The sequence below is a fragment of the Streptomyces sp. NPDC055243 genome, from assembly GCF_044544025.1.
Lineage (GTDB): Bacteria > Actinomycetota > Actinomycetes > Streptomycetales > Streptomycetaceae > Streptomyces.
Genome location: NZ_JBITWR010000033.1, coordinates 20,265 through 33,691, shown reverse-complemented (window position 1 = coordinate 33,691; position 13,427 = coordinate 20,265). Strand labels below are relative to the sequence as shown.

Genomic DNA, 13,427 nt, shown 5'->3' with positions numbered 1-13,427 from the left:
CCTGCCCTCCCCGAACGGAGCCCGGATCTGTCATGCCCTCGACATCCGCTGCATCGGCATCCGCCGCCTCGAAGCCCACCGCTCGCACCGCCCCCCCCCCCCCCCCCCCCCCCCCCCCCCCCCCCCCCCCCCCCCCCGGCCGCCCCCCCCCCCCCCCCCCCCCCCCCCCCCCCCCCCCCCCCCCGACTGCGTACGACGAAGTGCTGCTCCCGAAAGCGCTACTCCTGCTCCCGGAGGCGCTACTCCTGCTTCTTGCGGCGCGTGCCGAAGACGATCTCGTCCCAGCTGGGCACCGCCGCACGCCGCCCGGGGCGGACGCCGTCGGCCTCCGCCTGGCGGTCGGTGGTGCCGACGAGACGGTCGCGGTGGCTGGCCACCGAGCGGGGCATCAGGACGTCCGCGTACGCGGAACCCGCCCCGGCCGACGCCGCGGGGGGCTCCTCGGCCTCCGGGTCCTGCTCGGGCTCCTCCACGGGCGGCAGGTCCGTGGCCGGCAGCGCGGGGCGCTCCGGCACGATCATGTCGCCGCGGAAGCTCGGCACCGCCTCCAGGAGGCTGGTGAGCGAGTCCCGCTCCGACTCGGAGACGGACGCGGTCGCACCGGTCGCGGTGCCGTCCTCCGAGGGCTCCGGGGGCAGCGGTGCGCTCGGGCGCTCCAACTGCCGGTCCAGGGCACGGTCGAGCGGCCGGTCGAGCGAGGGCCTGTCCCGGGGCAGCCGGGCGATGCGCGGCACGAACGGGAAGCTCGGCTCGGGCGCGGCGATGTCGTCCGTCTCGCCGATCAGCGAACGGGCCTCGTCGTCCACGGCCTGTACGAGCCGCCGGGGCGGGTCGTACGTCCAGCTCGCGGAGTGCGGCTCGGTCGCGACGCGGTAGACGAGCAGGACCTCCCAGGTGCCGTCGTCGCGGCGCCAGGAGTCCCACTGAATGGTTTCCTTGTCGGCGCCGCGCAGGAGCAGTCGCTCCGACACGGCCTCGCCGAGCTGGGGTCCGGTGTTCTCGCCGGGACGGCGCACGGGGGTCTTCCGGGCCCGCTCGGCCATGAAGGCGCGCTCGGCGAGCACGGGTCCTTCGAAGCGGCGGACGCGATCGACGGGGATTCCGGCGAGCGAGGCGACTTCCTCCGCGCTGGCACCCGCACGTATCCGTGCCTGGATGTCGCGGGGGCGGAGGTGGCTCTCCACCTCGATCTCGATCTGGCCGAGACGCGGGCGGTCACCGCGCACCGCGGCGCGCAGTCGCTCGTCGATCGGAAGCGTGTACTCCGTGCTGTCCGCAGCTTTCAGCACCAGCCGTGTGCCGTCGTTGCTGACGGCCACGACACGCAGTTCGGGCATGGGGACCTCCCGGGTGGTGCCTGCCGACGTCACGTGCGTCGCTGCTTCCGCTAGTCGAGTGTGGCCTGCCCGGGTGCAGCCTGCCACAACCTTGCCGAGTTGCCCGGCGTGTCGGGCATGGGCCCTAGGTCGCCGTTATGGCACGGTTACCATTTCGCAACTCTCAGTGACCACTTCGGTCACCCTGTGCAGCGAGCCCCCTCCCGGCGGTCCTGGAAGGCCCCGGGCACCCAGGTGGGAGACCGGACCCAGGGCTCGCAACAGTACTCCATTCGGGCCACGCGGGTGGTCCGCCGCGCCGCCGAACTTCTCGCGGGGGACGGGAGTTGGCGCCCCGGGATACCCGGGCAGGGTGGTGCATGAGTGGCACACTTCACGGAATCTCCAGAAACGGAACTATCCCCAACACCCATACGTCCCTTTCTCGTGTAGTCAGTCGAGAAAGGGAGGCAAGGGTCGGAGATGCGTGAAAAGCCGGATTCCGGCGAGGAATCCAAGGGCCAGGAGGAGTCGGAGAAGCGGCGCCTAGATCTGAGTCTGCCGCAGGTGGCGGGGAGCGCCGTGGCCGCCGTCGTGGGAGCGAAGCTCGCCGCGAGCTTCGGCGTCTACGGCACGATCCTCGGCGCCGGCCTGGTGAGCGTGGTCGCGACCTGTGGCGGCACGATCTTCCAGCACTTCTTCCGCCGCACGGGCGAGCAGATACGTGACGTGGCGGTGCAGGCCAAGCCGCGGGCGCACCAGGTGCCGCTGACCGATGCCCAGGGCGCGCCGGTGGCCGAGACGTTCAGGGCGGCGGCGTACACGGGAGCGGCGGCGCACGGCGGTGCCGGGCCCGTGACGACGACCTGGGGGAGGGCGGTCGAGCCGGACGCCACCTCGGTGCTGCCGGCCGCCGACGCCGACCGCACGACCGTGCTGCCGGTGACCTCGGACGTCGACGCGGACCGCACGACCCTGCTGCCCGTGGCGGAACCCGCGGCGGACGCCGACGCCGACAAGACGCAGCTGCTCGGGTCGATCGACGCCACGCGGCCGGTGCCCCGGGACGACGCCACGCGCGTGCTGCGCCAGGCGGCGCCCGCCGTGCCGATGGAGCCGGTCGTGCCGCCGCTTCCCTCGGACGAGTTCACCGACGGCACCACGCATCGCACACGAATTCGGAGCTGGAAGCGGCCGTTGATCGCCGCCGCGGTCGTCTTCGGTGTGGCCATGGCCGGGATCACGACGTACGAGATCGTCTCGGGCGAGGACTTCAGCGGCGGTCACGGCACCACGATCGGCAACGGCTTCTCGGGCAAGAACGGCTCGCGGGACCAGCCGACCCCGCCCTCGACCGACCCCTCCGGGCAGCCGTCCGACGGCCCCTCGACGGGTACGGACGACGGATCGCAGCAGGACGGCGGCGCTTCGCAGGACCCGGACGGGACGAACCCGCAGTCCCCGGACACCGGAAACGACTCGGATTCAGGTTCGAAGGACGACCCTGACAAGGGTTCGGACTCCGGCGACGACTCCAAGACGGATCCGACGCCGACACCCACGCCCACGCCGACCCCGACACCCACTCCGACCCCGACTCCGTCGAGCGGCGCCGGAAGCGGCGACGACGCGCAGCGGGACGCGACCCCCAACCCGTAGACGGCCGCTCAGTCGCTCCGTCGCTCAGTCGCCCAGGACGCGCCGCAAGTAGGCGTTGCCGAACATGCGGTCCGGGTCCAGGCGGTCGCGCAGGGCCGTGAACTCGGCGAAGCGCGGATAGGCCCGCGCGAAGTACTCGGCGTCCCGGGTGTGGAGCTTGCCCCAGTGGGGCCGGCCCTCGTGCGCGGTGAAGATCCGCTCGGCGGCGGTGAAGTACGCCTGGTAGGGCGTGCCCCGGTACATGTGGACGGCGATGTACGCGCTGTCCCGGCCCGAGGCCGTGGACAGCGTGATGTCGTCCGCGGGGGCCGTGCGGACCTCCACGGGGAAGCTGATGCGCAGGTTCGAGCGCTCCACCATCGCCTTGAGCTCGCGCAGCGTCTCCACGAGGGCCTCCCGCGGAACGGCGTACTCCATCTCCACGAAGCGCACGCGGCGCGGGCTTGTGAAGACCTTGTAGGGGATGTCCGTGTAGGTGCGGGCGGAGAGCGCCTTGCTGGAGATCTTGGCGATGCCCGGGATGGTCGCGGGGACGGCCCTGCCGACCGAGTTGACCACCTGGAAGAGGCCGTTGGAGAGAATCTCGTCCTCCACGAAGGCGCTGATCCTGCCCGGCGGGTCCTCGGGGCCCGCGCTGCGGTTGTTGCGCTTGGTGGTGCAGTTGCCGGTGTGCGGGAACCAGTAGAACTCGAAGTGCTCGTTCTCGGCGTACAGCGCGTCGAACTCGCTCGTGACCTTGTCGAAGGTCATCGGCTCCTCGCGGGCGGTGAGGAAGAAGACGGGCTCCACGGCGAAGGTGATCGCGCTGATCACGCCGAGTGCGCCGATGCCGATCCGGGCCGCCGCGAAGACCTCTGGATTCTCCTTCTCCGAGCAGGTCAGGACCGTGCCGTCCGCCGTGACCAGTTCAAGTGCCGTGATCTGCGCGGAGATCGACGCCGAATCGCGGCCGGTGCCGTGGGTTCCGGTGCTGATCGCGCCGGAGACCGTCTGCTCCATGATGTCGCCCATGTTCGTGAGCGAGAGGCCCTCGCGGGCGAGCGCCGCGTTCAGACGCTTCAGCGGAGTGCCCGCTTCCACGGTGACGGTGCCGGCCTCGCGGTCGATCCGGCGGATGCCGGTGAGGAGGTCGGGGCGTATCAGGAGGCCGTCGGTCGCCGCGGCCGCCGTGAAGGAGTGGCCGGTGCCGACCGGCTTCACCCTGAGGCCGTCGTCCTTGGCCTGCCGCAGCGCCGCGGTGAGCTCGTCGACCGACGCGGGGGTGACCTCCCTGGCCGGACGGGCGCTGACGGTGCCCGCCCAGTTACGCCACGCTGCTGTGCTCTTCCCGCTGCCCGTTGCCGTGCTCATGGGTTCCTCCCCGTCGCGGAACCGGCTTCTTCAGCCGGCGATACCCCAGGAGACCGACCGCCACCGCGACGGCCCCGGAGAGACCGGGTACCGCGTACCCGGCGTCCGAACCGGCTGCGTCGATGACCCAGCCGGCCGCGGAGGAGCCGAGCGCGACGCCGACCGCGAGTCCGGTGCTCACCCAGGTCATGCCCTCGGTCAGCTTCGCGCGTGGTACGTGCTGTTCGACGAGGGCCATCGTCGTGATCATGGTCGGCGCTATGGAGAGGCCCGCGATGAACAACGCCACGGCCAGAAACGGAAGGTTCCCGACCAACTGAAGCGGGATCATACTCACGGCCATCGCGCAGACACCCAGCAGCCACCTCGGGGCGGGCGCCCCCTTGAAGTGCATGAGCCCGAAGGCCGCCCCCGCCACGCAGGAGCCGAGCGCGTACACCGCGAGCACCAGGCTCGCCGCGGCCTTGTGCCCCTGGTCCTCGGCGTACGCCACGGTCACCACGTCGATGGATCCGAAGATCGCACCCGTCGCCACGAACGTCGCGACCAGGACCTGTAGCCCGCCGGAGCGCAACGCCGAGCCCTTGGTGTGGTGTTCACGCCCGTGCGGCACGGGCTCGGTGGCCCGCTGGGACGTCAGCCAGAAGACACCCACGGCCAGGAAGACGCCCGCCATGAGCGGCCCGGCCTCGGGGAACCACACCGTGGAGAGCCCGATCGAGATGATCGGCCCGAAGATGAAGCAGATCTCGTCCACCACGGACTCGAAGGAGTACGCGGTGTGCAACTGCGGGGTGTCCCGGTAGAGCACCGCCCAGCGCGCCCTGATCATCGAGCCGACGCTCGGCACGCAGCCGACGAGCGCGGCGAAGGCGAAGAGCGTGAAGTCCGGGAGTTCGTACTTCGCGCAGAGCAGCAGCCCGGCGACCGCGGCCAGGGACGCCAGGGTCGCGGGCCGCAGCACCCGGCGCTGTCCGTACCGGTCGACCAGGCGCGAGATCTGCGGGCCGATCGCGGCGGCGGACAGGGCGACGGTCGCGGAGAGCGCGCCCGCGAGTCCGTACCGCCCGGTGAGCTGGGACACCATCGTCACGATGCCGATGCCCATCATCGACAGCGGCATCCGTCCGAGGAAGCCGGCCGTCGAGAACCCCTTGGTGCCGGGGGCGGCGAAGATGGCGCGGTAGGGGCTTGGCACGTGGGACTCCGCTGAGGCGCCGGCGGGGCTCCGTGCGGACCATGTACGGAGCCGCGCCGGTAAGGCGTAAAGATGGCTGATACAGCTTACGGCTCCGACAGGCCCGACCGCACCGTGATTTTCGGCTGTCAGCGGCGGGTGGCAGGATCGGATGTATGTCCGATGCGCTCGATGCCTCTCCCTATGACGCCCTGCTGCTGCTCTCGTTCGGCGGCCCCGAAGGCCCCGACGACGTGGTCCCGTTCCTGGAGAACGTGACACGGGGCCGCGGCATCCCCAAGGAGCGGCTCAAGGAGGTGGGCCAGCACTACTTCCTGTTCGGCGGGGTCAGCCCCATCAACGACCAGAACCGCGCCCTGCTCGACGCCCTGCGCAAGGACTTCGCGGAGCACGGCCTTGACCTGCCGGTCTACTGGGGCAACCGCAACTGGGCGCCCTATCTGACCGACACCCTGCGCGAACTCGTCCAGGACGGCCACCGCCGCGTGCTCGTCCTCGCGACCAGCGCGTACGCCTCGTACTCGGGCTGCCGCCAGTACCGCGAGAACCTGGCGGAGTCCCTCGCCGTGCTCGCCTCGGAGGGCCTTGAGGTGCCGCGCGTCGACAAGCTGCGGCACTACTTCAACCACCCCGGCTTCGTCCGCCCCATGATCGACGGGGTCATCAAGTCCCTGGGCGAACTGCCCGACGACGTACGCGAAGGGGCGCACCTCGCCTTCACCACGCACTCCATCCCGACCGCGGCGGCCGACACCTCGGGGCGCGTCGAGGACCATGGGGACGGCGGAGCGTACGTCGCGGAGCACCTGGACGTGGCCCGGCTCATCGCCGACGCGGTGCGCGAGGAGACCGGCGTCGAGCACCCCTGGCAGCTCGTCTACCAGTCGCGCAGCGGCGCCCCGCACATCCCGTGGCTGGAGCCGGACATCTGCGATCACCTGGAGGAGCGGCACGCCGCGGGCGCACCCGCCGTGGTGATGGTCCCGATCGGCTTCGTCTCGGACCACATGGAGGTGCTGTACGACCTCGACACCGAGGCCGACGCGAAGGGCGCGGAGCTGGGCCTGCCGGTCCGCCGCTCGGCCACGGTCGGCGCCGACCCGCGGTTCGCCGCCGCGGTGCGGGAGCTGGTCCTGGAGCGGGCCGGCACGGAGAGCGGTCGCGCGGTCGCGCCCTGCGCCCTGGGAGCGCTCGGCGCGAGCCACGACCTGTGCCCGGTGGGCTGCTGCCCCTCGCGCGCCCCGAAGCCCGCGGCAGCGGGCGCCGACAGCCCGTACGCGTAACCCACGAAGGCACCAGGAGCACCGTGACCGACCCCGCAGACCAGCAGCTGAAGGCCGAACTCCTGAGCGTCGCCCTGGAGGCCGCGCACCGCGCCGGGGCCTTCCTGCGCGACGGGCGCCCGGACGACCTGGGCGTGGCCGCCACGAAGACCAGCGCGGTCGACGTGGTCACCGAGATGGACATCGCCTCCGAGAAGCTGATCACCGACTTCCTCGCCGAGTGCAGGCCGGACGACGGCGTGCTCGGCGAGGAGGGCGCGAGCTCCGAGGGCAGCAGCGGCGTCCAGTGGGTGATCGACCCGATCGACGGCACCGTCAACTACCTCTACGGACGCCCCGACTGGTCCGTGTCCATCGCGGCGCTCAAGGACGGCGAGACGCTCGTCGGCGTGGTGCACGCCCCGATGCGCGGCGAGACCTACCGCGCGGTCCTCGCAGAGGGCGCCTTCGTCAACGACAGGCCCGCGCACACCCGCCCCGCGCCCCCGTTCGACCAGGCCCTCGTCGGCACCGGCTTCGGGTACGTCGCCGCGCGCCGCGCCCACCAGGCCGAGGTGGCCCGGCAGTTGATCCCCCTGGTCCGGGACATCCGCCGCGGCGGCTCGGCGGCGATCGACCTGTGCGATGTGGCGCTGGGCCGCCTGGACGCGTACTACGAGCGCGGCCTCAACCCGTGGGACTTCGCGGCCGGTGACCTCGTCGCGCGGGAGGCGGGCGCGCTGACCGGCGGACGGCCCGGTCAGGCCCTGTCGGGCGAGCTGACCGTAGCGGCCCCGCCCGGCCTCTTCGAGGACCTTCAGGGACGCCTGGAGGAGTTCGGCGCCTGGCACGACTGACCGGCCCCGCGTGAACGCGCACGCAGAAGGGCCCCGGCATCTCGTCCACGGATGCCGGGGCCCCTCTGCTGGTCTGCTGGCTGCTGTCGAGCGGCTCAGGCGTGCAGCACGCCGACCTCCACCCCGTGCTCGGCGGCCAGCCGGTGGAGATCTTCGAGCTCGGCCTGCTCGACCTCGGCAAGGAAGTCGTCGCCCGTCTCACGGGCCTTCGTGAGGTCGGATTCCGTGGCCTTTATGCGCTGCAGCAGTCCTGCGGTAAAAGCGTCCATGGTTGCGCCCCCTCGGCTGGGTCGTGGGTCGATGGCACGGGGGTGTGCCCTCAAGGAAGGGGCGATCACGTCTCAAGCCGCCCCCTGGGGAAAGCGGGTTGTGGCGCGCCACATACAAAGCGTGATCGCGGGTGTGAGGTCGTCCTCCCCGGGCTCCCTTCCACGGAAACCTCAACCGTCGGAGAAAATCCCGCATTCCCCGGCCGAGACCCCGCCTTACAGCCGGTTTATGACCGAAAGGGGCAGGATAGAGGCCACACCCCACGAACAGACCTGCCCTCAGGGGCACAGAGGAAGGACAGCGCCGTGCGCGTACTCGTCGTCGAGGACGAGCAGCTGCTCGCCGATGCGGTGGCCACCGGACTACGCCGGGAGGCCATGGCCGTCGACGTCGTGTACGACGGAGCGGCCGCCCTGGAACGTATCGGGGTCAACGACTACGACGTCGTGGTGCTCGACCGGGACCTCCCGCTCGTGCACGGCGACGACGTCTGCCGCAAGATCGTCGAGCTCGGCATGCCGACCCGCGTCCTGATGCTCACCGCGTCGGGCGACGTCAGCGACCGTGTCGAGGGCCTGGAGATCGGCGCCGACGACTATCTCCCCAAGCCCTTCGCGTTCAGCGAGCTCACGGCACGCGTGCGTGCCCTCGGCCGGCGTACGAGCGTCCCGCTGCCGCCCGTCCTGGAGCGCGCCGGGATCAAGCTCGACCCGAACCGCCGCGAGATCTTCCGCGACGGCAAGGAGATCCAGCTCGCGCCCAAGGAGTTCGCCGTCCTCGAAGTGCTGCTGCGCAGCGAGGGCGCCGTCGTCTCCGCCGAGCAGCTCCTGGAGAAGGCCTGGGACGAGAACACCGACCCGTTCACGAACGTGGTCCGGGTGACCGTCATGACCCTGCGGCGGAAGCTCGGCGAGCCCGCCGTCATCGTGACGGTGCCCGGCTCCGGCTACCGGATCTGATCCCCGGTGGCCGCGACCCCGGCGCCACCAGCAGCGCCTCCGAAACCCACCTGGGACCCCCGGAAGGCCGAAGTGCCCTTCCCGTGGCTGCGCCCCACGATCCGCATACGGCTCACGCTCCTGTACGGGGGCATGTTCCTGATCGCGGGCATCCTGCTGCTCTCGATCATCTATCTGCTCGCCGCGCAGGCCCTGAACGTGGGGACCGACCTGCCGTTCGCCATCGAGGGCGGATCCACGGTGAGCAGCAAGACCTGCCACAACCTGCCGACCGGGACCCAGATCCCCGCGGACCAGCTCAACTCCGCGCTGAACGAGTGCGTCAACAAGATGCGCCAGAACGCTCTGGACAACCTCCTGAGCCGCTCGCTGCTCGCCCTGCTCGGGCTCGCGGTGATCGCCTTCGCCTTCGGTTACGCGATGGCGGGACGCGTCCTGTCGCCGCTGGGCCGCATCACGCGCACCGCGCGCAGGGTGGCCGGCACGGACCTGTCCCGGCGCATCGAACTGGACGGCCCGGACGACGAGTTGAAGGAGCTCTCGGACACCTTCGACGAGATGCTCGACCGCCTGGAGCGGGCCTTCACCGCCCAGCAGCGGTTCGTCGGCAACGCCTCGCACGAGCTGCGCACACCGCTGGCGATCAACCGCACGCTGCTCGAGGTGCAGCTCTCCGACCCGGCGGCGCCCCCCGAGCTCCAGCAGCTCGGCAAGACGCTCCTGGCCACGAACGAACGCAGTGAGCAGCTCGTGGAGGGTCTGCTGCTGCTCGCCCGCAGCGACAACCAGATCGTGGAGCGCAAACCGGTCGACCTCGCCGAGGTCGCCGACCGGGCCGTCGACCAGGTGTGGTCCGAGGCCGACGCGAAGGGCGTGGAGATCCGCGGGGAGCGGGCCCCGGCCGTCGTGCAGGGCAACGGCGTCCTCCTGGAGCGGATCGCCCTGAACCTCGTCCAGAACGCCGTCAGGTACAACGTGCCGGACGAGGGCTGGGTCGAGGTCACCACGGAGGCACAGCACGGTCAGGCGGTCCTGGTGGTGTCGAACACGGGCCCCGTGGTGCCCGCGTACGAGATCGACAACCTCTTCGAGCCGTTCCGGCGGCTGCGGACCGAGCGCACGGGCAGCGACAAGGGCGTGGGACTCGGCCTGTCGATCGCCCGGTCGGTGGCGCGGGCCCACGGGGGCCGTATCATCGCGGAGCCGCGCGAGGGGGGAGGGCTCGTGATGCGAGTCACCCTTCCTCTCTGAGATGCTGCCGCGGACGCGCCGCGGTGTTCGCTTTGCGCGGAATTTTTAGGAACTGTTCCTGGAGATTTCGTGTGCGATCGATCACAGGGGCGAATTTTCGGCCATCTACTCTCCGTGATCGTGAAAGTCGTCGGAAAGCCGGGAAAATCCGGGTTTTCAGGGGTCTTGATCACGGGAAGTACACGGGGTGGCGCCTGTGAAGTGCGACATTCGGACCGTGTACGGTCCCGATCGCCATCCAAACCGATCACCCCTTGAGGGGTGCGGTTGGGTGTCGATTGAGTAACAGACCTTGATGTGAGGCAAAATCTCCGCCTCAGGTCGGGCACAAGTCCGGCCTCTCACGCGTTACGTGCGCTGAGACACCGCAGACACCCAGAGGGGGAGAGCGACATGGCAACGGACTACGACACCCCACGCAAGACCGACGATGACGTCAACGAGGACAGCATCGAGGAACTGAAGGCGCGGCGGAACGACAAGTCGACGTCGGCCGTAGACGTGGACGAGTTCGAGGCCGCAGAGGGCCTCGAACTGCCCGGCGCGGACCTGTCGAACGAGGAGCTCGCCGTTCGGGTGCTCCCGAAGCAGCAGGACGAGTTCACCTGCATGAGCTGCTTCCTGGTGCACCACCGCAGCCAGCTGGCCAGGGAGAAGAACGGCCAGCCGATCTGCCGCGACTGCGACTAGGGCAGGGTCGGCCGTGACAGGCTCGACCCCGCCTAGGAAGCGCCGCTTCCGCAAGCGCGGAGCGGACCAACAGAGCGCCGCCCCCGACGGCGTACGCGACGACGAGCGGGGCTCTTCCCCCACAGGAACAGCCTCGCTCGGACCAGCGAACGCCCTGGAGGTGGCAGACGACGGGACGGCGGACGACATGGCGTCCAGGACCAACGGGTCCAAGGGCCGCGTTGCCGCCGTCACGGACGGAGTCAAGGCGGGCGTACGCATGAGCGGACGCGGCGCCAAGGCCGGCATCGGCTACCTCGCCGACCGGCTCATCGAGAACGCCCCGCGGATCCCGGTCCGCGACCTGGACACCCTCCGCAAGCAGTTCCCGGGCCTGGATGCCGAGCGGCTCGCGGACAAACTCATCTCCGGCGCGGCCAACGCGACCTCGACCGTCGGGGCCGGAGTCGGCGCCGCGGCGATGATGCCCGTGCCGCCCGCGATGCCGGCGGAGATGGCCGCCGAGATCACCGGCGTGGCGGCCATCGAACTGAAGCTGATCGCCGAGCTCCACGAGGTCTACGGCCGGCGTCCGCCGGGCAACCTCAAGGAGCGCAGCTCCGCCTACCTCACGGCGTGGACCGAGGAGCGCGGCATCGACGTGGTCAAGCCCGCGTCGATCAACTCCGCGCTCGGCGGTCAGATGAAGCGCGAGCTGCGCCAGCAGATCATGAAGCGCATGGTGCGCAACCTCCCGAACCTGATGCCCTTCATGGTGGGCGCCGCAGTCGGGGCGGTGATGAACCGCCGTGACACCAAGAAGCTCGCTGAGCGGGTCCGTACGGACCTGCGGAGGTCGCAGGTGCCCTGGGAGGCCCTGCCCGAGCTGCCGCCCCTTGAGCAGCCCGTGAGGCCTCTGGACCCCCTGCACCCCCTGCGTCCTGGCGGCCCGTCCAAGGAGCTGGGGCGCTGACGCGGCAGACCCCGCAGCACGTCCCCGGACAGCAGGTCCCTAAGAAGCCCGTACCGCGGTGAGCGCTGCCGCGAGCCCCTCGGGGTTCCGCGTCGACACGTACACGTACGGAGTCGGGTCCTGCGGGTCCGTGATCTCGACGCGCAGCGCCGTGGGGATGTAGGCGCGCAGCAGCATGAAGGCGCGCGCATCGGCCTGCGGGCCGCGCCAGGCGCGCGCCCCTTCCGCGTCCAGGATCTCGGGCTCGCCCAGGGCGGAGAGCGGGATCTTCGCGTCGCCCACGACCAGGGAGCCCGCCACCACGCGGATCCGCGGGGAGCCGTACGCACTGGTGACGACCGCGGCGACCGCCGTGCCGGCGACCAGGCCGCCGAGCAGCGGCAGGGTCCCGAAGGGGACCATGATCAGTGCCGTCGCGACGCCGACCAGGAGCGAGACAAGCCACCAGGAGCGGGGCGCCGTCAGGCGTTCTTCGTAAGGCTGCATGTACGCAAGCTTGGCACGATGAGCTGAGTCAGCGGACTCGCGGGTAAGGTCTGCGGCTGTGAGTGGTACTTCAGCAGCTCTGACGCCCCCGGCCGACGCCATAGCGCCGGTCCGCCACCCCGACGCGCCCGCCCCCGGCGAGCTCATCGGAGCCCATTACGAGCACTGTTTCGGCTGCGGCGAAGGGCAGGCCCACGGGCTGCACCTCGCGGCGTACGCCGGTGAAGGCGTGGGCGTCACCGCCGAGTTCACCGTCCGGGAGGCCCACCAGGGCGCGCCGGGCCTGGCCCACGGCGGGGTGCTCGCCACGGCGCTCGACGAGACGCTGGGCTCGCTGAACTGGCTGCTGCGGGTGATCGCCGTGACCGGACGGCTCGAGACCGACTTCGCGCTGCCCGTGCCGCTGGGCACCGTGCTCTTCCTCGAGGCCGAGGTGACCGCCGTCGCAGGGCGGAAGATCTACTCCCGGGCCACCGGGCGGATCGGCGGCCCCGAGGGGCCCGTCGCCGTCCGTGCCAAGGCCCTCTTCATCGAGGTCAAGGTCGACCACTTCGTCGAGAACGGCCGCCCGGAGGAGATCCGGGCCGCCATGGACGACCCGGACCAGCTCCGCCGCGCACGCGCTTTCGAGGTGAACCCGTGACCCCCGCCCCCCGACCGGAGCTCGACGTCCTGATCCGCCGCGTCGACCCCGAGGTGCCGCTGCCGTCGTACGCGCAGCCCGGCGACGCCGGAGCGGATCTGCGGACCACCCAGGCGCACGAACTCGCGCCGGGCGAGCGGGTGGTGCTGCCCACCGGGGTGTCTGTCGCGCTGCCCGAGGGGTACGCGGCCTTCGTGCACCCGCGATCCGGTCTCGCCGCCCGCTGCGGTGTCGCCCTGGTGAATGCCCCAGGGACGGTGGATGCCGGGTACCGTGGAGAGATCAAGGTGATCGTGGTGAATCTCGACCCGCGCGAGCGTGTGCGGTTCGAGCGCTTCGACCGGATTGCCCAACTGGTCGTCCAGCAGGTCGAGAAGGTGCGCTTCCGCGAGGTGGCGGAGCTTCCCGACTCGGCGCGGGCCGAGGGGGGCTTCGGGTCCACCGGCGGCCATGCCGCCGTGGGCGCAGGCTCGGGTCAACAAACGGGTGGGAATCGATACGCATCGGTCGTATCTGACCGGGAAGGACAGTGAC

Annotated in this window: 14 protein-coding genes; 9 read left to right on the top strand and 5 right to left on the bottom strand. The window is 71.0% G+C overall.

What is annotated here, in order from left to right:
- Nucleotides 1-239: 239 nt before the first annotated feature.
- The gene (gene sepH / locus ACIGXX_RS43810) at nucleotides 240-1,337 is read right to left on the bottom strand and encodes a septation protein SepH (protein WP_351173849.1); all 1,098 of its coding nucleotides are present in this window, start codon (nucleotides 1,335-1,337) and stop codon (nucleotides 240-242) included.
- A 462-nt stretch (nucleotides 1,338-1,799) separates the two neighbouring features.
- Between sepH and ACIGXX_RS43805 the strand changes: the two genes are divergently transcribed.
- Nucleotides 1,800-2,975 carry a hypothetical protein gene (locus ACIGXX_RS43805; protein ID WP_399984833.1) on the top strand — a complete coding sequence of 392 codons (1,176 nt, stop codon included), beginning with the start codon at nucleotides 1,800-1,802 and terminating at the stop codon, nucleotides 2,973-2,975.
- Nucleotides 2,976-2,999: 24 nt separating this feature from the next.
- Here the strand turns inward: ACIGXX_RS43805 and ACIGXX_RS43800 are convergent, their stop codons facing one another.
- Complete coding sequence (locus ACIGXX_RS43800) at nucleotides 3,000-4,325, bottom strand: D-arabinono-1,4-lactone oxidase (RefSeq protein ID WP_361468176.1); 1,326 nt, start codon at nucleotides 4,323-4,325, stop codon at nucleotides 3,000-3,002.
- Complete coding sequence (locus ACIGXX_RS43795) at nucleotides 4,279-5,523, bottom strand: MFS transporter (RefSeq protein WP_351173858.1); 1,245 nt, start codon at nucleotides 5,521-5,523, stop codon at nucleotides 4,279-4,281. The genes ACIGXX_RS43800 and ACIGXX_RS43795 overlap by 47 nt, the downstream gene beginning before the upstream one ends.
- Nucleotides 5,524-5,678: 155 nt before the next feature.
- Between ACIGXX_RS43795 and ACIGXX_RS43790 the strand changes: the two genes are divergently transcribed.
- The gene (locus ACIGXX_RS43790; protein WP_351173861.1) at nucleotides 5,679-6,806 is read left to right on the top strand and encodes a ferrochelatase; all 1,128 of its coding nucleotides are present in this window, start codon (nucleotides 5,679-5,681) and stop codon (nucleotides 6,804-6,806) included.
- Between the two features lie 23 nt (nucleotides 6,807-6,829).
- Entirely contained in the window at nucleotides 6,830-7,642 is an 813-nt protein-coding gene (locus ACIGXX_RS43785; RefSeq protein ID WP_399984830.1) for an inositol monophosphatase family protein, read from the top strand.
- A 95-nt stretch (nucleotides 7,643-7,737) separates the two neighbouring features.
- Here ACIGXX_RS43785 and ACIGXX_RS43780 read toward each other — a convergent pair whose 3' ends face one another.
- Complete coding sequence (locus tag ACIGXX_RS43780; protein ID WP_351173867.1) at nucleotides 7,738-7,911, bottom strand: hypothetical protein; 174 nt, start codon at nucleotides 7,909-7,911, stop codon at nucleotides 7,738-7,740.
- A gap of 306 nt (nucleotides 7,912-8,217) precedes the next feature.
- On the opposite strand from ACIGXX_RS43780, the gene ACIGXX_RS43775 reads away from it, so the two are divergent.
- The 4 genes from ACIGXX_RS43775 (at nucleotide 8,218) to ACIGXX_RS43760 (ending at nucleotide 11,764) form a co-directional block, all read left to right on the top strand.
- Entirely contained in the window at nucleotides 8,218-8,871 is a 654-nt protein-coding gene (locus ACIGXX_RS43775; RefSeq protein ID WP_135331070.1) for a response regulator transcription factor, read from the top strand.
- Between the two features lie 6 nt (nucleotides 8,872-8,877).
- Nucleotides 8,878-10,122 carry a HAMP domain-containing sensor histidine kinase gene (locus ACIGXX_RS43770; RefSeq protein ID WP_351173870.1) on the top strand — a complete coding sequence of 415 codons (1,245 nt, stop codon included), beginning with the start codon at nucleotides 8,878-8,880 and terminating at the stop codon, nucleotides 10,120-10,122.
- Between the two features lie 393 nt (nucleotides 10,123-10,515).
- Complete coding sequence (locus tag ACIGXX_RS43765) at nucleotides 10,516-10,812, top strand: DUF4193 domain-containing protein (RefSeq protein ID WP_055544889.1); 297 nt, start codon at nucleotides 10,516-10,518, stop codon at nucleotides 10,810-10,812.
- A 13-nt stretch (nucleotides 10,813-10,825) separates the two neighbouring features.
- Complete coding sequence (locus tag ACIGXX_RS43760; RefSeq protein ID WP_351173874.1) at nucleotides 10,826-11,764, top strand: hypothetical protein; 939 nt, start codon at nucleotides 10,826-10,828, stop codon at nucleotides 11,762-11,764.
- Between the two features lie 39 nt (nucleotides 11,765-11,803).
- On the opposite strand, the gene ACIGXX_RS43755 is transcribed toward ACIGXX_RS43760, so the two are convergent.
- The gene (locus tag ACIGXX_RS43755; protein ID WP_351173877.1) at nucleotides 11,804-12,250 is read right to left on the bottom strand and encodes a DUF3093 domain-containing protein; all 447 of its coding nucleotides are present in this window, start codon (nucleotides 12,248-12,250) and stop codon (nucleotides 11,804-11,806) included.
- A gap of 58 nt (nucleotides 12,251-12,308) precedes the next feature.
- On the opposite strand from ACIGXX_RS43755, the gene ACIGXX_RS43750 reads away from it, so the two are divergent.
- Entirely contained in the window at nucleotides 12,309-12,893 is a 585-nt protein-coding gene (locus ACIGXX_RS43750; protein ID WP_351173880.1) for a PaaI family thioesterase, read from the top strand.
- Entirely contained in the window at nucleotides 12,890-13,426 is a 537-nt protein-coding gene (gene dut / locus ACIGXX_RS43745) for a dUTP diphosphatase (RefSeq protein WP_351173883.1), read from the top strand. The genes ACIGXX_RS43750 and dut overlap by 4 nt, the downstream gene beginning before the upstream one ends.
- Nucleotide 13,427 lies beyond the last annotated feature (1 nt).